Origin of the sequence: Bradyrhizobium arachidis (assembly GCF_015291705.1) — a bacterium.
GTDB lineage: Bacteria > Pseudomonadota > Alphaproteobacteria > Rhizobiales > Xanthobacteraceae > Bradyrhizobium > Bradyrhizobium arachidis.
This window is the reverse complement of sequence record NZ_CP030050.1, coordinates 2532324-2548045: the sequence shown is the minus strand read 5'-3', so window position 1 is coordinate 2548045 and position 15722 is coordinate 2532324. Positions and strand designations below refer to the sequence as shown.

16 protein-coding genes are annotated in these 15722 nt (G+C 64.7%); 6 read left to right on the top strand and 10 right to left on the bottom strand.

Going from position 1 to position 15722, the window contains the following annotated elements:
• Positions 1-193 precede the first annotated feature (193 nt).
• Entirely contained in the window at positions 194-1609 is a 1416-nt protein-coding gene (locus WN72_RS11725) for a caspase family protein (protein ID WP_167381036.1), read from the bottom strand.
• 492 nt (positions 1610-2101) lie between these two features.
• Between WN72_RS11725 and WN72_RS11720 the strand changes: the two genes are divergently transcribed.
• Positions 2102-2743: an OmpA family protein gene (locus WN72_RS11720; protein WP_092218141.1), complete on the top strand. Its 642-nt coding sequence runs from the start codon at positions 2102-2104 to the stop codon at positions 2741-2743.
• 53 nt (positions 2744-2796) lie between these two features.
• On the opposite strand, the gene WN72_RS11715 is transcribed toward WN72_RS11720, so the two are convergent.
• Positions 2797-4077, bottom strand: coding sequence for a phospholipid carrier-dependent glycosyltransferase (locus WN72_RS11715; protein ID WP_092218142.1), 1281 nt, complete (start codon positions 4075-4077; stop codon positions 2797-2799).
• Positions 4078-4277: 200 nt separating this feature from the next.
• Here WN72_RS11715 and WN72_RS11710 point away from each other — a divergent pair, with 200 nt between their 5' ends.
• Positions 4278-4979 (top strand): FecR family protein, encoded by a 702-nt coding sequence (locus WN72_RS11710; protein ID WP_027564284.1) that lies wholly within the window; start codon positions 4278-4280, stop codon positions 4977-4979.
• A gap of 2 nt (positions 4980-4981) precedes the next feature.
• Positions 4982-6127: a hypothetical protein gene (locus tag WN72_RS11705; protein ID WP_167381037.1), complete on the top strand. Its 1146-nt coding sequence runs from the start codon at positions 4982-4984 to the stop codon at positions 6125-6127.
• Between the two features lie 124 nt (positions 6128-6251).
• On the opposite strand, the gene WN72_RS11700 is transcribed toward WN72_RS11705, so the two are convergent.
• The 3 genes from WN72_RS11700 to WN72_RS11690 all read right to left on the bottom strand — a co-directional run bounded on the left by WN72_RS11700 (position 6252) and on the right by WN72_RS11690 (position 7846).
• The gene (locus WN72_RS11700) at positions 6252-6740 is read right to left on the bottom strand and encodes a VOC family protein (protein ID WP_092218145.1); all 489 of its coding nucleotides are present in this window, start codon (positions 6738-6740) and stop codon (positions 6252-6254) included.
• A gap of 37 nt (positions 6741-6777) precedes the next feature.
• Entirely contained in the window at positions 6778-7206 is a 429-nt protein-coding gene (locus tag WN72_RS11695; protein ID WP_027564281.1) for a VOC family protein, read from the bottom strand.
• Between the two features lie 127 nt (positions 7207-7333).
• Positions 7334-7846, bottom strand: a complete 513-nt coding sequence (locus WN72_RS11690) for a cupin domain-containing protein (protein ID WP_008568982.1) — start codon at positions 7844-7846, stop codon at positions 7334-7336.
• Positions 7847-7973: 127 nt separating this feature from the next.
• Between WN72_RS11690 and WN72_RS11685 the strand changes: the two genes are divergently transcribed.
• Positions 7974-8192, top strand: a complete 219-nt coding sequence (locus tag WN72_RS11685; RefSeq protein WP_027564280.1) for a CsbD family protein — start codon at positions 7974-7976, stop codon at positions 8190-8192.
• A 148-nt stretch (positions 8193-8340) separates the two neighbouring features.
• Here the strand turns inward: WN72_RS11685 and WN72_RS11680 are convergent, their stop codons facing one another.
• The 5 genes from WN72_RS11680 to ggt all read right to left on the bottom strand — a co-directional run bounded on the left by WN72_RS11680 (position 8341) and on the right by ggt (position 14545).
• Entirely contained in the window at positions 8341-8805 is a 465-nt protein-coding gene (locus WN72_RS11680; protein WP_027564279.1) for an FKBP-type peptidyl-prolyl cis-trans isomerase, read from the bottom strand.
• 61 nt (positions 8806-8866) lie between these two features.
• Positions 8867-11158 carry a xanthine dehydrogenase family protein molybdopterin-binding subunit gene (locus WN72_RS11675; protein WP_092218146.1) on the bottom strand — a complete coding sequence of 764 codons (2292 nt, stop codon included), beginning with the start codon at positions 11156-11158 and terminating at the stop codon, positions 8867-8869.
• A 2-nt stretch (positions 11159-11160) separates the two neighbouring features.
• A complete protein-coding gene (locus WN72_RS11670) occupies positions 11161-12177 on the bottom strand; it encodes an FAD binding domain-containing protein (RefSeq protein ID WP_092218147.1) in 1017 nt (338 codons plus the stop codon).
• Positions 12178-12181: 4 nt separating this feature from the next.
• The gene (locus WN72_RS11665) at positions 12182-12742 is read right to left on the bottom strand and encodes a (2Fe-2S)-binding protein (protein WP_430640382.1); all 561 of its coding nucleotides are present in this window, start codon (positions 12740-12742) and stop codon (positions 12182-12184) included.
• A gap of 216 nt (positions 12743-12958) precedes the next feature.
• Positions 12959-14545 carry a gamma-glutamyltransferase gene (ggt, locus tag WN72_RS11660; RefSeq protein WP_092218149.1) on the bottom strand — a complete coding sequence of 529 codons (1587 nt, stop codon included), beginning with the start codon at positions 14543-14545 and terminating at the stop codon, positions 12959-12961.
• A gap of 198 nt (positions 14546-14743) precedes the next feature.
• Here ggt and trhO point away from each other — a divergent pair, with 198 nt between their 5' ends.
• Both trhO and WN72_RS11650 read left to right on the top strand, forming a co-directional pair.
• A complete protein-coding gene (trhO, locus tag WN72_RS11655; RefSeq protein WP_092218150.1) occupies positions 14744-15511 on the top strand; it encodes an oxygen-dependent tRNA uridine(34) hydroxylase TrhO in 768 nt (255 codons plus the stop codon).
• Positions 15512-15548: 37 nt separating this feature from the next.
• Positions 15549-15719, top strand: a complete 171-nt coding sequence (locus WN72_RS11650; protein WP_231164371.1) for a SlyX family protein — start codon at positions 15549-15551, stop codon at positions 15717-15719.
• The last annotated feature ends 3 nt before the right edge of the window (positions 15720-15722 follow it).

Sequence of the window (15722 nt, the reverse complement as noted above, 5' to 3'; positions counted from 1 at the left end):
CTTGGCCTCGGCACAGGATGGAACTCGGCTCCCTTCGCAGATGAGTGGTTGTCGGATCGTGCTAGGCGCGCAACTGGCCGAATTCTTGTTCGCACGCAGGCCATCCCGCGACGGCTTTGCGACGATCGATGAGCAAGGGTTTCCGAAACACAGAGGCGGCCCGAACCGGGCCGCCTCCAGCTCCGCCTTCGCCTCAACGGCGGCCGAACAACCCGCCCATCATACCGCCGAACAGGCCGCCTGGGCCGCCGGTCGGACCGCCACCACCGCCGCTATAATAATGGCGCCGGCCGCCACCGCCGGAGGAACGGCGACGCGCCGGCTCATCATCGGCCTGCTCGGAGGAGGCCGCTCGGGTCGAGACGATCTCCGACAGCAGGGCCTTGTGCTGGAGCTTGTTGAGATAACCGGTCGCGGGATAGCCGCGTGCCGCCTGCCACCGCCTCATCACGGAACGGGTCTCCTCGTCGAACTTGCCCGTCGCCTTGACATCGAAGCCGAGCCCGGTGAGGCGGCGCTGCACGTCGCGGCGCTGGCTCTTGTCGAGACCAATCTGGTCTTCGGACACCTGGTTGGCCTCATCCGTAAAGGTCGCGGGATCGATCCCGGCCGACAGGTTGCGGGTGGTGTTGGAGGGACCATCCTGCAACGCCGCGATGCGGGCGAGTGCGATCGATTTGAACGTGCCATTGGGATAGCTGGTGAGATAGGCGTTGAGCTCCTCGACCTTGTTCGAGTCCTTGATCGAGCGCCAGAACTCGAGCTCGACGTCGGAGCCTTGCTTGCCGGCGGCCAGCGCCGGCGCGTTCGACGCATCGGTCGTGGCCGCGGCCGGCACGCCAACCGGATTGAGATACACATTGCCCGTGAGGTTGGTGTGACCCCAGGGCAATTGCCCTTTGCTGGTCTCGTCGCTGACCTGGGCGCGGACCTTCGTCATCGCCTGCTGGATCTCGATCCCGGGCTGGGCGATATTGGCGACGAGCGCGCGGGTGAACGGGCTGTTGGTGCCGGCCTCGCCGTCGAGCGCGGTCTGGCCGGGGCCGGTGGCAAAGGCTATCAGCGTGCCCTCTCCCGACTTCATCTCGGCAAGACCAGTCTGCACATTGACGGAGCGGGTGGCCCTGGCCGCGCGGATCTTCGCCGCGAACGGATTGTCACGGCAGGCATCCAGGAACACGAGCTTCACCTTCGCGTCCGACATCGTCTGATCGAGCGTGAGGTCGACATTGATCGCCGCGCCCAGCTTGACGTCCATCTCGGATTTCAGGTCTGCGTCGATCGGCAACAGGTAGTTGACGCCGTTCACGGCGATCCCGTGGCCGGCATAGAAGAATACCGCGACATCGGCACCTTCGCTCTTCTTGCCGAACTCCAGAAGCTTTGCAGTCATGGCGTCGCGGGTGAGGTTGGCGCCCTCGACGACATCGAAGCCGACATTGCGCAGCACCCTGGCCATCGCCTTGGAATCGATTGCGGGGTTGGGAAGCTGCGGGACATTCTTGTAGGTGGCGTTGCCGACGACGAAGGCGACGCGCTTGTCCGCGAAAGCTGCGTTGCCGCTGACAATGAATGCTGCGATCGAAATTGCTGCGATCAAGAAGCGCATGATCATTCTCCCCTGATCCAAACTTCTTCGCTGCTCTCGGGTCGGCCTTAGCCGATCCGATGAGAGCAATCTGATCCAGCTCACAAGGACGCACTGTGATCTGGATCACTCGGGGATTTCCGCTGCCCGAACCGAACTGGGAGTCGCTGCGACGGTAGCTTTTCGGGCTGCTGACGCAGCGGGCAATACAGGCTGGTGACGAGCAATGACGAAAAGATTGTACCTGCCGGGGCCGCGAGTCCAGCAGGTATCGAACACTCTTCCGAGAAAGCGAGAGGGGTCAGCATTCTGCTTCTGCGGCCGAATGAGACAGCGCTTCTTCCCGGTGGCAGGGCGCTGCCACTCACCCGACACGCAATGGATGCCAATTGGCTCCGGCGCGCAGGACATTTTGGCCATTTGGAATGTGACCCGCATCACATCGGGGCCTTTGAACCTGTCCTAGGCTCCCAGCATCAAATCGCTATCAGGCGTCACACCGAGGATACGACAATGACCCGTTTCGATAAGTTTTTTGCACTGAAGGCGATCACTCTGACGGCCGCGCTGTCGATGACAGCGAGCCTTGCTCTCGCCGGCGACAACAACTTCTCCGCCGACCAGATCGTGAATGCGTTGAAGCCGAAGCCGGCGACCCGCGGCCTGTCCGTCGGACCGCAAGCCGATCCGACCGCGCAGGCCAAGGAAGCGACCTTCCTGAACACCGTGCGCAACCGCTCGACCCGATCGCTCTCGATGGGCGAACGCGAGCAGATCGCCGAGTTAGCTGCGACCAAGCCGAAGATCGATCTGGAGATCCAGTTCGACTACAACTCGGCCGACATCGCCAAGACCTCGGTGTCGTCGGTGCAGGCGCTCGGCAAGGCCCTATCCGACCCGGCGCTGAAGGGCTCGACCTTCGTGGTCGCCGGCCACACCGATGCGATCGGCGGCGAAGAGTACAATCAGGGGCTCTCCGAACGTCGCGCCGACACCATCAAGAAGTACCTGGTGCAGAACTACGGCCTCAACAGCACCGATCTCGTCACCGTTGGCTACGGCAAGACCAAGCTGAAGGACACCGCCAACGGCGCCGACCCGATCAACCGCCGCGTCCAGGTCGTGAACATGGACACCAAGACCGCGTCGAAATAATCGCGACGATCAATGAGCCGCCTGCCGCATCGCTGGCAGGCGGCTTTCTGCTGTCAGATCCAGCTCTGGAACAACATCAGGCGGTTGAAATTCTGCATCGTCGTGCCGATGAACGCCGCCGAAATCGGCAGCATTACTGCAAAGCCGATCGCGGCGATGCCGACATAGGCCCATAGCAGCCAGCGCGGCTGCCCCTCTCTTCGCAGCACATAGACCAGCGCGAGTGACGCAATCGTTGCGGCCGGCATATAGTAGTAGATGAAGCCGAGCGTGCGCGGCAGCAGCGCCCAGGCGAGCCAGCAGCCGAAATAGAACGCCGCGATCAGGAACGCATCCCAGCGACGCGCCGCGATGAAGTCGCGCAGCACGATTGCGAGCGCAAGCAGCGCCGGCCACATCACCAGGGGATTGCCGAGGAAGACGACCGCGGAGACGCTATTCTCCGAAGTCTTGTCGAACAGGAACCACACCGGTCGCGCCAGCAGCGGCCAGGACGGCCACGCGCTCATATAGGTGTGACCGGCGATCGCGGTCGTGGTGTTGTCGGCAAAGATCCGGCGCTGCGCTTCGATCAGATCCGATAGCGAGAAGCCGTAGAGCGGAACGAATGCGGCCAGATACGTGATCGCCGGCAAGACCGCGAAGCAGAGTGCAACGTGATGCACGCGAAAGTCGGGCCAGAGGTCGGGCCGATACCAGTCGCCCGGCTTGGCGTCGGCAAACAGCGTGCGCCAGCCCTGCATCAGGCGGATCACCGCAACGATGACGATGCAGACCCCGAGCGGAAACAGGCCGCTCCATTTGCAGGCCGCAGCAAAGCCGAGCAGAGCGCCTGCGAGCGCGAACAGCGCATGCGGGCGCTCTCTTCGAAACCCATGCATGAAGGCGGCGATCGCGAGCAGGCCGAAGCCTAACGCGAAGATGTCGAGCATCGCGATGCGCGCCTGCACGTACAGCATCTGGTTGAACGTCGCGATCAGCGCGGCGGCGATCGCAGGCCCTTGCGCGGAAAACAGCGCAAGGGCGCTCAGATAGATCGCGACGATCGCGAGCGCGCCGAACAATGTCGCGAGATAGCGCCAGCCGAATGCGTTGTCGCCGAACGTGGCAATCGAGGCCGCGATCAGCTCCTTGGCTAGCGGCGGGTGCATCGGATTGAGCATCGGCTGCGACATTGCAGGCGCCAGCATCTGCCGCGCCGCCGGCACGTAATGCACCTCGTCGAAGACGAATTTCTCCGGGGTCGTCAGGCCAATCAGCAGCGCCAGATGCGCAACCAGGAAGATCGCGACAGCGATCACTGCGCTCTGCGACAGCTTCGGAACCGCTGACACTTCGATCGGCTGTTGTGGGGATATCTTGCGTGGCAAATCTGCTTCACCGGGAGAATAATCTGGACGGCGGTTTTCATTGAACGCATTCCGCCGCAACTGTCACTAAGCATAGCGCAGGTCCCGCGCCGCTTGTGATAATTTCGCCACATCAGAAGCGCGCGCGATCCGGTACGATCAGGGACACATCGATCGGTTGCGAAATGAATTTGCGTTTCTCGTTTTTCTCCACACTGCTGACGGCCGTGCTGTGCGCGGCGTCTGGCGCGCAAGCGCAGACGCGCGTCGGCGAAGCCGTCGTGATCCAGAACGAAGTGGTGCGCGTCGCCGCGACCGCGACTCCGATCAATGTCGGCGACAGCATGCTGCGCGACGAGACCGTGCGCACCGGCGCCGACAGCGCCGCGCGCTTCGTCATGGCCGACAGCACCAATCTCTCGCTCGGCCCGAGCGCCACGCTCAAGCTCGATCGTACCGTCTTCAACGACGAGCACAGCTATCGCGATGTCGCGATCCGCATGACCACGGGCGCGTTCCGCTTCGTCACCGGCCATTCCGAGAAGACCGCCTACAAGATCACGACGCCGCTCGCGACCATCGGCGTACGCGGCACCACGCTCGACATCCTGTCGCAGCGCGGCCGCTCCGTCGTCGTGCTTCAGGACGGCGCGGCCAGCGTCTGCACGCTGAGCTTCCAATGCGTGCAGCTCGCCCAGCCGGGCGACACCGCAGTGATCACCTCCACTGGCGGCAAGGTCTCGATCACCAAGACCAATACACCGCCCTGGACGTTTGCCGCCAACTGCGCCGCAAGCGCGGGGCTGTGCTCCGTCAACCAATATGCCGACGCCACGCCAACCATCACGCCCGCCGTCCATGACGACGGCATGCTGTGCGGGCGCTGATGATGGCGAAACACCGCTTGAGGCGTTTCCTGCCTGCCGCGGTGCTGGCCGCAGCCGCCACGTTCGCGCTGGCGGCGCTCCATGCGCGTCCGGCCATGGCGCAGGCCTCCTGCGAGTCGAATTGCTACGGGCCCACGCCAACGCCCAGCTACGCGCCGACGTCGACGCCCACGAGTACGCCCACGACGACCCAGACATCCGGCGGGCCGTCCCCCTATCCGTCACCTTATCCGAGCCCGAGCCCCAGCCCGACCGGCGCGGATTCCAGCGGCAATTCGATCGGCGGTCTCGCGGGTCAGCGCTTCAACCAGATGATCACCAACCGGGTGCTCGGCACGGTGCTGCTCGGCGTCAACGAGCAGGTCAATTGCAGTGATTGCATCAGCGCGTTCGGGTCGGCCGGCTCATTCTCGGCCGGCATTCACGGCCGCAAGGAGCTCACCAACAATTTGTCGCTCCTCGCCGGCATCGCCTACACGCAATACAACGAGGGCGGGTACAAGATCACCAGCGCGCCGATCGGCGCCTTCGCGCTGCGCTACGACTTCACCGACTGGGGCTCGTCGCGCCCGTTCTTCGACGTCGGCACCATCCTGACGCCGTGGGAGAAGGCCCGCTACACCCGCAGCTACGACACCAGCCTCGGCCCGGTGAGCGTGACGAGCTCGACCAATGCGGCGAACTATGCCGTCTACGGCCGCGCCGGCTGGATGAGCCGCGTCTCGCCGCGCGACGAGGTCGCGGCCTCGATCGAGGTCTGGCAGCTCTGGCAGCGCGTGTCCGGCTATAGCGACAACGCAGTCGCTTTCAACCCGTTCGACGTCAGCATCGTGACCGGCACCGACCGCACCAACCTGGTCAAGATCGGTGGCCAGTGGACGCATCTCTACGGCGGCAACATCGAGACCAACATCAACGGTGGCTGGGTGCAGTCGTTCGCCAGCCATAGCGGCATCGTTGCGACGGTCACTGGCAACGGCACGGTGGTGCCGACCATGGGCAACCAGGGCTGGTTCGAATATGGCGGCCGACTCGGCTTCCGGGTGCAAAAGGGCTGGATCGTGGACCTGTTCGCGAACGGCACGCTGGGCCCGCAGCCGGTGGGCAACACCATCCATGGCGGCGTGGGGCTGCGGATCAATTATTAGAGCGCCCAGAGACGGTCCCGTAGGGTGGGCAAAGCGAAAGCGTGCCCACCACTTCTCGCAATCAGGGACGGATGGTGGCACGGCGCTTCGCGCCTTTGCCCACCCCACGGCACCTGTGTCGACGTCACGCCGCGGACTTGCCCTCGAACGCGCGCCGCAGCGCCTCCACGTCCAGCTTGACCATCTTCATCATGGCCTGCATCGCGCGCGCGGCAGCCGCCTTGTCGGGGCTCGACAGGAATTCGAACATCACCTTCGGCACCACCTGCCAGGCCACGCCCCAGCGGTCCCTGAGCCAGCCGCACTGCTCTTCCCTGCCGCCATGGGCCAGGAACGCGTTCCAGACGCTATCGACCTGGGCCTGGTCGTCGCAATGGATCATCAGCGAGATGGCGTGGGTGTATTCCATCGTCATGCCGCCGTTGAGCGCGACCAGGGGCTGCCCGGCGACAGTGAACTCGACGACCAGCGCCGAGCCCGTCTTGCCGGACGGGCCGTCCGAAACGTTCTGCTGAACGTGCGTGATCTCCGAATTCGGCACGAGCGAGGTGTAGAACTCCGCAGCTTCCTCGGCATCGCCGTTGAACCACATGCAGGGCACGAGCTTGGACATGAGCGCACTCCTCTTTGGTTGTTCGATCGGGCTTCGATCAGGCGTTCGCCATCTCGGACTGCGCGGCGAAGGCTGCCATGTCCATCCAGTTCACACCCCACATATGGCCATCTGGATCCTCGAAGCTGCGGCCGTACATGAAGCTGTATTCGTCCTTCGGGCTGGGATCGGCGACCCCGCCTGCAGCCTCGGCCCTGGCAACGATCTCGTCGACCTCGCTCCGGCTCTCGGCGGACAGGCAGAACAGCGCCTGGTTCGAGGTCTTCGCATCCGCGATCGGCTTCGGCGTGAACTGGCGGAATTTGTCGTGAGTCGTCAGCATCGCGTAGATGGTCTCGGAGAAGACCATGCAGCTCGCGGTGTCATCGCAGAATTGCGGGTTCCTGGTCGCGCCGACCGCCTCGTAAAAGGCCGTGGCGCGCTTGAGGTCGGTCACCGGCAGATTGATGAAAATCATCCTGGGCATCGGAAGCTCCTTGGGCGGGGTTCTGCCCAAGGACGGATGGCCCGACGGCCATCCGACATCGCTTCCGGATATTTTTTGCCGCCTCCCTGGAGGCGACCGCACTGCCCCGCGGCGGTCTCGGGAGGTCTTACTTCTTCTCGTTGGGATCCCGGTGCACCGGGTCGATCCACAGCACGGTCTCGGGCTTCTCGACCGGCTCGATGTCGAGATTGATCGCGACCGCCTCGCCGTCGCTGCGCACCAGCACGCATTCCAGCACCTCATCCGGGCTGGCGTTGATCTCCTGGTGCGGCACGTAGGGCGGCACGAAAATGAAATCACCGGGGCCAGCCTCGGCGGTGAATTGCAGCTTCTCGCCCCAGCGCATCCGCGCCTTGCCCTTCACCACGTAGATGACGCTTTCGAGATGGCCGTGGTGATGCGCGCCGGTCTTGGCATCCGGCTTGATGCTGACCGTGCCCGCCCACAATTTCTGCGCGCCGACGCGCGCGAAATTGATCGCGGCCGCACGGTCCATGCCGGCCGTCGAGGGCACGTTGGTGTCGAGCTGGTTGCCGGGAATGACGCGCACGCCGTCATGTTTCCAGCGATCATCGTGATCGTGGTCATGGTGGGAATGCGAATGGTCATGGCCGGTCATGGGACTTCTTTCTGTTGGTTCCGTGCGCGGCAAACTACCCCAAAGCCGCATCCGCAAGCCATACCAAAATCGGAACTCTCGTAGCTACGGGACGTTGCCCTCATGAGCAAATTGGATGGAGAGTTTCATGGGTAGCACCACCGACAAGATCAAAGGCACCGCCAACGAGACGATCGGCAAGGCCAAGCAGGGCATCGGCGAAGCCACCGGTTCCGAGCGCCTGCAGGGCGAAGGCGCGGTCCAGGAAGTGAAGGGCAAGGGCCAGAAGGCCATGGGCGATGCCAAGGACGCAGCAAAGGACGCGGCGGATCGCGCCGCTGCGGCGGCTCGTCGCGCGGCAGAGTAGCGCGACTAGCGTTGAAAGCGAAAAGACCGGCCGCAAGGCCGGTCATTTTGTTGGTCCATTCACGCCGTCATTCCGGGGCGCGAAGCGAACCCGGAATCTCGAGATTCCGGGTTCGGCTCTTCGAGCCGCCCCGGAATGACGCTTCGCGTCACTTCACCGCGAGCAATTCCACGTCGAACATCAGCGTCGCGTTCGGCGGGATCACGCCGCCGGCGCCGCGGGCGCCGTAGCCGAGCTGCGGCGGAATGATCAGCGTGCGCTTACCGCCGACCTTCATCGTGGCAACGCCCTCGTCCCAGCCGGCGATGACGCGGCCCTTGCCGATCGGGAATTCGAACGGCTCGTTGCGGTCGACGGACGAGTCGAATTTCTTGCCCTTCTGGCCGTTCTCGTAGAGCCAGCCGGTGTAATGCATCACGCAGATCTGGCCGGGTTTTGGCGAAGCGCCGGTGCCGACGACGCTGTCGGTGACTTGCAAGCCTGAAGCTGTGGTCATGGTCTTTCCTGCGGTCTGGGCCGAGGCCGTGGTGGAAACGAATGTCGACACGCCGGCGATCACGGTGATCGCGAGTGCCGACATGATGGCGAGGAGTGCGCGTTGAAAACGCTGCATAAGGCACCTTCGGTTTGAGGCGGAAGGTGTCTAGCGCAAGGCGCGTGGGGATTCCACCCCTTTAGACCTCGATATTTTCCAGCCGCACCGGCAGCTTGCGGATGCGCTGGCCGGTGGCGTGATAGATCGCGTTGCAGATCGCGGCGTTGGTACCGACATTGGCGAGCTCGCCGAGCCCCTTGGCGCCCGCGGGATTGATGTGATCGTCCTGCTCGGAGAGCAGGATCACCTCGACGCTTGGTGTGTCCGCATTCACGGGCACAAGATAATCGGCGAGATTGTCGTTGACGTAGCGCGCATAGCGCTTGTCGATCTCCGTGGCCTCCAGCAGGGCCGAGGACATGCCCCAGATCAGGCCGCCCATCAGCTGGCTGCGCGCCGTGCGCGGATTCATGATGCGGCCGGCCGCGAAGGCGCCGACCAGGCGGGGGCTGCGGATCTCGTGCGTGAAGCGGTTGACGCGGACCTCGACGAACTCCGCACCGAAGGCGTAGGCAATCTTGTCCTTCATCTGGTGGCCGCCGACGAGCCGCGCGTGCCCGCTATGCATGGCCTTGAAGGAATCCAGCGGCGCGCCTTCCGGCTTCCACTCGCCATATTCCTCGACGACGCCGACACCGAGCGCGTCGAATGCCTTGTCCAGATCGAGCGGACGATCGCTCTTTGCGGCTTGCGTCGTCGGCGTCTGTCCCATGCCGATGGTTTCCTTGGCCTTGTCGGTCAGGCTCGCATTCGGCATCACCGCCTTGAACAGCCGCTGGCGGATCTGGTCGCACACCATCATCACCGCCGAGCAGGTGCTGGCGGTCGAGTTCGAGCCGCCGGCCACCGGCGCTGGCGGCAGATCGCTATCGCCGATGAAGACGGCGACCTTCTCCAGCGGCACGCCGAGCCGCTCGGACGCGGTCTGGGCGATGATCGTGTAGGCGCCGGTGCCGATCTCGTGGCCGGCAATCTCCACCCTGGTACGGCCATCGCGCTGGAGGCGCACGCGTGCGGCCGACGGCGCCATCTGCGTCGGATAGCAGGTAGCGGCGCAGCCATAGCCGATCAGCCAGTCGCCCTCCGCCATCGATTTCGGCTCCGGCGATCGCTGCGACCAGCCGAACGCCTTGGCGGCTTCGTCGAAGCACGCCATCAGCGAGCGCGACGTGTAGGGCTTGCCGTCGATCGGCTCGTTGGTCGTGTCGTTGATGCGGCGGAGCTCGACCGGATCCATGTTGAGCTTGACCGCGAGCTCGTCCATCGCGCTCTCCAGCGCGAACAGATACGGCACCTCCGGCGGCGAGCGCATGAAGCCCGGCGTGTTGCGGTCGGCGCGCACGATCGACACCAGGCTGTCGACGTTCGGACAGGCATAGAGCCGCGTCGTGGTCTTGGTGCCGCCGACGCAATAGGGATCCGGACGCGAGGACACCTCGGCGCCCTCGTGCCTGAGCGCGGTCAGCTTGCCGTCACGGCTGGCGCCAAGCTTGATCTCGTGCCGCGTCTCGGCGCGGTAGGTCGCGATGGTAAAGCCCTGGTCGCGGGTGGCGACGAGCTTGATGGGCCGGTTCAGGCGCTTCGCAATGCCGGCGATGATGGCGGTACGCGGCGTCATCGAGCCGCGCGAGCCGAAGCCGCCGCCGACATAGGGATTGACCACGCGCACCTTGTCGGCATCGATGCCGAGCTGCTCGGCGACGCCGTTCTTCAGGCCGTAGACGTATTGACTGCCCTCATAGATGACGAGGTCCTCGCCCATCCAGGCGCAGCTCGTCGTGAACAGCTCCATCGGATTGTGGTGCTGGGTCGGCGTGTCGTAGGAGGCGGTGAGCTTGACCTCGGCCTCGTCGAACGCCTTGGCAAAATCGCCGACCTTCGGGTCTTCCTTGAACTGCGAGTTCTGCCCCTTCGCGGCGGCTGTCGTCGTACCCGGGGAATCGAAGGTCGCGGTGGGCGCAGCGGCCGTATAGCTGACCTTGATGCGGTTGGCCGCCTCGCGCGCGGCCTCATAGGTGTCCGCGATCACGACAGCGATGATCTGGCCGTCATGCGCGATCTCAGCCGATTTCAGCGGCTGGATCGTCGTGCCGGCATAGCCGCCATTGCTGAAAAGTTTCGACTCCTTCAGCTTCGGGGCGTTCTCGTGCGTGACGATGTCGATCACACCGGGGACGCGCCTGGCATTATCGAGGTCGAAGCTGTCGATGCGGCCCTTGGCGATGGCGCTGGTGACCAGGTAGGCATGGGCCGGATTGTCCAGCGGCATGTCGGACGCATAGGTCGCGCGCCCCGTGACTTTTGCGGTCGCATCGTAGCGCGGCACGGGCTGGCCCATATTGGCCTTCGGCTCGGGAGCAGCAGCGGTCATGGTCAGATCTCCATCGTTACGGCCTGCTGGAGCGCACGCGCCACCACGCGCTTTCCGAGCGCGATCTTGAAATTGTTGTGCTGACGTCCTCTGGCATCGGCGAAAGCGGCATCCGCAACACGCTGCGCCAGCCCATCGTCGAACTTCTGGCCCTTGAGCAGCGCCTCCGCCTCGCGTGCCCTCCAGGGCACGGTCGCGACGCCGCCGAGCGCGACGCGCGCATCCTTGATCGTGCCGTCCTGCACGTCGAGCGCGACGGCCGCCGAGGACAGCGCGAATTCATAGGATTGCCGGTCGCGCGCCTTGAGGTACACCGAACGCGGCCAGCGGCCGGTGATGACAAAGGCCGAGATCAGCTCGCCGGGCTGAAGCGTGGTCTCGATATCGGGCGTGCTGCCGGGCGCCTTGTGCAACTCCGCGAACGGCACGTTGCGCGTGCCGGACCTGCCGGTGATCTCGACCGTGGCATCCAGCGCGATTAGCGCCTGGGCGAAATCGCCAGGATAGGTGGCGATGCAGTGATCGGAGGTGCCGAGCACGGCATGCATGCGGTTGACGCCGTCCATTGCGGCACAGCCGGAACCGGGATTGCGCTTGTTGCAATTCTCGTAGGAAACATCGCGGAAATAGCTGCACCGCGTCCGCTGCATCACGTTGCCGCCGAGCGTTGCCATGTTGCGCAGCTGGGCGCTGGCAGCGAGCTTCAGCGAGTTCGCGATCACCGGATAGTCCCGCTGGATCCCGTCATGCGCGGCGACATCAGACATCTTTGCGAGCGCGCCGAGCCGCAGCTTGTCGCCGCCCGGCTCGATCGCCGACCAGCCGCGCGCGAGCGGATTGATGTCGACGATCGCGGCGGGCCGCATCACGTCGAGCTTCATCAGATCGATCAACGTGGTGCCGCCGGCGAGCGGCTGCGCAGCGGCCTGCGTCAGCGGATTGTTGGCGGCCGCGGCGGCGCTGAGCGCCTGCACGGCCATGTCGGGGTCGCTCGCCCTCTGATACGAGAAAGGTCGCATGTGCCTAGCCTTTCATGATTTCAGGCGCGGCCTGCTTCACGGCAGCGACGATGTTGGGATAGGCGGCGCAGCGGCAGATGTTGCCGCTCATATATTCGCGGATATCGGCGTCGCTTCCGGCATGTCCCTCCTTCACGCAGGCGATCGCCGACATGATCTGCCCCGGCGTGCAATAGCCGCACTGGAAGGCGTCGTTATCGACGAAGGCCTGCTGCATCGGATGCAGGTGATCGTCGGTGGCAAGGCCCTCGATCGTGGTGATCTCCTGTCCTTCGGCGAGCGCGAGCGTCAGGCACGACACCACGCGGCGGTCGTTGATCAGCACGGTGCAGGCGCCGCACTGGCCGTGATCGCAGCCTTTCTTGCTGCCGGTGAGCTTGAGATGTTCGCGCAGGGCATCGAGCACGGTGGTGCGGGCGTCGATGTGCAGGCGCTTGTCCTTGCCGTTAACGTGCAGCGTGACATCGACGGGAAGCCCCGGATCCTGCGCGGACGGCGCGCCCGCCTCCTGCGCAGCCGCGCGCGCGGTGATCGGAACGAGGGCACTGCCGGCAGCGCCCGCCATGAAGGCGCGGCGATCGAATCCGGATGATCGGGAACTTGAATTGTCGGACATTGACGGCCTCCGCCGCTTCAAAACAAAGCAGCGCACGCCTGCACCGCTCACCGCCAACCAACTTGGGGCCATGAGCTCCGTTCCGAACGGGAAAGGGCGGCACAGCCAATGCCGCGCCGCCCTTCGTCAATTTTTCCTGATGTCTTCGCGAGGAACCGCGCGCGATCAATAGCCCAGCGCGCAGCCGTCCTTGCGCGGATCGGAACCGCCGGTGAGCGTGCCCTTGTCCCAGTCGATCCAGATCGCCTGGGCGCCGCCGAGCGGCCCGACCACGCTGGTGGTCTTGTGGCCGAGCTTCTTCAGGCCCTCGACGATATCGGCCGGCACGCTGTCCTCGAGCTGATACTGGCCCTCGTAATGCAGGCCGCGCGGCATGTCGATCGCCTCCTGCACGTCGCAGCAGTAGTCGAGGATGTTGGTCAGAAGATGAGTCTGACCGGTCGGCTGGTACTGGCCGCCCATCACCGCGAACGACATCGTGGAACGGCCGCCCTTGGTGAGCAGCCCCGGCATGATCGTGTGCAGCGGGCGCTTGCCGCCTTCGATGCAGTTGGGATGGCCGGGCTGGATGCGGAAGCCGCCGGCGCGGTTCTGGAACAGCACGCCGGTCTTGTTGGAGACGATCGCCGAGCCGAACGAATGCGCGACCGAGTTGATGAACGAGCAGACGTTGCGGTCCTTGTCCACCACGGTGATGTAGATGGTCGAGGGGTTCATCGGCGGCGCGACATTCGGCAGGTCGAGCATGCCGTCCATACGGATCTTGCTGATATACTCGTCGGCAAAGCCCTTCTCGAGCATCTCGGCGACGTTGATCTTCATATGCTCGGGCGAGGCGACATGCATCTCGCGGTTCATGTAGGCGATGCGCGCCGCTTCCGCCTCGAGATGGAAGCGCTCGACGCTGACGGGGGCGTATTTGGTCAGGTCGAAACGCGACAGGATGTTGAGCATTAACAGCGCGGTGACGCCCGGGCCGTTCGGCGGGCACTGCCAGACGTCGTGGCCCTTGTACATGGCGCCGATCGGCTTCGTCGTCTCGGTGGTGTGCGCGGCGAAATCGTCGAGTGTGTGGAGACCGCCGATCGAGCGCAGGGTCTCGACCATGTCTTCCGCGACCTCGCCCTTGTAGAAGGCGTCGCGGCCGTCCTTGGCGATCGCGCGCAGGGTCTTGCCGAGCTCGGCCTGGCGGATGACGTCGCCGGCCACCGGCGGCTTGCCGCCCGGCAGCAGGTAGCGAACGGTGTTGGTGCCGGCCTTGAGCTTCTCGAACTGGTTCTTCCAGTCGAAGGCGATGCGGGGCGCGACGACGTAACCTTCCTCGGCGGCCTTGATCGCGGGCTGGAGCAGGCGGTCGAAGCCGAACTTGCCGTGATCGCGCAGCACGGTCGCGAAGCAGTCGATCACGCCGGGGATCGAGACCGCATGGGCCGAGGTCAGCGGCACGGAATTGATCTTGCGCTCGAGATACCAGTCGGCGTTGGCCGCTTTCGGGGCGCGGCCGGAGCCGTTATAGGCGATGATCTTGCCCTCGCCGCGCGGCTGGATCAGCGCGAAGCAGTCGCCGCCGATGCCGGTCGATTGCGGCTCGATCACGGCGAGAATGGCCGAGCCCGCGACCGCCGCGTCCACCGCCGTGCCGCCCTCGCGCAGCACCTCGATCGCGGCCAGCGAGGCCTGCGGATGCGAGGTCGCCACCATCGCGTTGGTGGCGTGAACCGTGGACCTGCCGGGGAAATGGAAGTTTCTCATTGAATTTTTGCTCTCTCAGACCGTCGGCGCGGATGGCGCGCCGTCTCGGAAAAACCGGGCCTACATGACACATTCCGGCCCATCCGGGCAATCCTGGCATACCAGGGAAATGGCAGCCATCCGCTGGGCGTATAGACCGTTTGTGCCCCGCAGCCATGCGGGTTTTCTGGGCGGCGGCCGCCTGCTAAACGAGCCGCCATGATCCACAAGGTCGCCGCCTTCTACCAATTCGCCGCCCTGCCCGATTACCGCGAGCTGCGCGAGCCGCTGCGCACGTTCTGCGCCGGCCTTGCGCTGAAGGGCAGCGTGCTGCTGGCGGAGGAGGGCATCAACGGCACGATCGCCGGCACACCCGGGGCGATCGACGCCTTCGTCCGTGAGCTCGCCCATGGCGCCATGTTCGGCGGCCGGCTGGACAATCTCGAACTGAAGTTCTCGACTGCGGACGCGATGCCGTTCGGCCGGCTCAAGGTGCGGCTGAAGAAGGAGATCGTCACGCTTGGCGATGCGGCCGCCGATCCGACCCGGCAGGTCGGTATCTATGTCGATGCGAACCAATGGAACGCGCTGATCGCGGCGCCCGACACGCTGGTGCTCGACACCCGCAATGCGTTCGAGGTGGCGATGGGCACGTTCGAGGGCGCGGTCGATCCTGATATCAAGAGCTTTGGCCAGTTCAAGGATTTTGCCGCGCAAAAACTCGATCCCGCAAAGCACCGGCGCATCGCGATGTTCTGCACCGGCGGCATCCCCTGCGAGAAGGCGAGCGCGCATCTGCTCGCGCGCGGCTTTGCCGAGGTCTATCACCTCAAGGGCGGCATCTTGAAATATCTGGAAGAGGTGCCGGAGGCGCAGAGCCGGTGGCGCGGCGAGTGCTTCGTGTTCGACGAGCGCGTCGCGCTCGGCCATGGCTTGAAAGAATTGGATCTGCGCGAACGGGACAAGGACGCCGCACGTGACGAATGAGATCAAGACGCTCGGCGAGCGCATCGACGCGCTGGAGATGCGCATCGCCTATCAGGACGACACGATCGAGACGCTGAACCAGACCATCACCGCGCAGTGGAAGCAAATCGATGCGCTGACGCGGAAAGTCGCGGAGCTCGGCGAGCGGCTTCAGGAGGCCGAAGCCAACGCGCCCGGCCCCGCCAACGAGCGCCCACCGCATTATTGAGCG

Bases quoted from the DNA above. Each gene is read 5' to 3' on its own strand.
- WN72_RS11650 (WP_231164371.1), top strand. From the start codon at position 15,549: ATGCGCATCGCCTATCAGGACGACACGATCGAGACGCTGAACCAGACC.
- WN72_RS11685 (WP_027564280.1), top strand. From the start codon at position 7,974: ATGGGTAGCACCACCGACAAGATCAAAGGCACCGCCAACGAGACGATC.
- WN72_RS11670 (WP_092218147.1), bottom strand. From the start codon at position 12,177: ATGCGACCTTTCTCGTATCAGAGGGCGAGCGACCCCGACATGGCCGTG.
- WN72_RS11700 (WP_092218145.1), bottom strand. From the start codon at position 6,740: ATGTCCAAGCTCGTGCCCTGCATGTGGTTCAACGGCGATGCCGAGGAA.
- WN72_RS11710 (WP_027564284.1), top strand. From the start codon at position 4,278: ATGAATTTGCGTTTCTCGTTTTTCTCCACACTGCTGACGGCCGTGCTG.
- WN72_RS11675 (WP_092218146.1), bottom strand. From the start codon at position 11,158: ATGACCGCTGCTGCTCCCGAGCCGAAGGCCAATATGGGCCAGCCCGTG.
- ggt (WP_092218149.1), bottom strand. From the start codon at position 14,545: ATGAGAAACTTCCATTTCCCCGGCAGGTCCACGGTTCACGCCACCAAC.
- WN72_RS11705 (WP_167381037.1), top strand. From the start codon at position 4,982: ATGGCGAAACACCGCTTGAGGCGTTTCCTGCCTGCCGCGGTGCTGGCC.
- WN72_RS11695 (WP_027564281.1), bottom strand. From the start codon at position 7,206: ATGCCCAGGATGATTTTCATCAATCTGCCGGTGACCGACCTCAAGCGC.
- trhO (WP_092218150.1), top strand. From the start codon at position 14,744: ATGATCCACAAGGTCGCCGCCTTCTACCAATTCGCCGCCCTGCCCGAT.
- WN72_RS11720 (WP_092218141.1), top strand. From the start codon at position 2,102: ATGACCCGTTTCGATAAGTTTTTTGCACTGAAGGCGATCACTCTGACG.
- WN72_RS11690 (WP_008568982.1), bottom strand. From the start codon at position 7,846: ATGACCGGCCATGACCATTCGCATTCCCACCATGACCACGATCACGAT.
- WN72_RS11725 (WP_167381036.1), bottom strand. From the start codon at position 1,609: ATGCGCTTCTTGATCGCAGCAATTTCGATCGCAGCATTCATTGTCAGC.
- WN72_RS11680 (WP_027564279.1), bottom strand. From the start codon at position 8,805: ATGCAGCGTTTTCAACGCGCACTCCTCGCCATCATGTCGGCACTCGCG.
- WN72_RS11665 (WP_430640382.1), bottom strand. From the start codon at position 12,742: ATGGCGGGCGCTGCCGGCAGTGCCCTCGTTCCGATCACCGCGCGCGCG.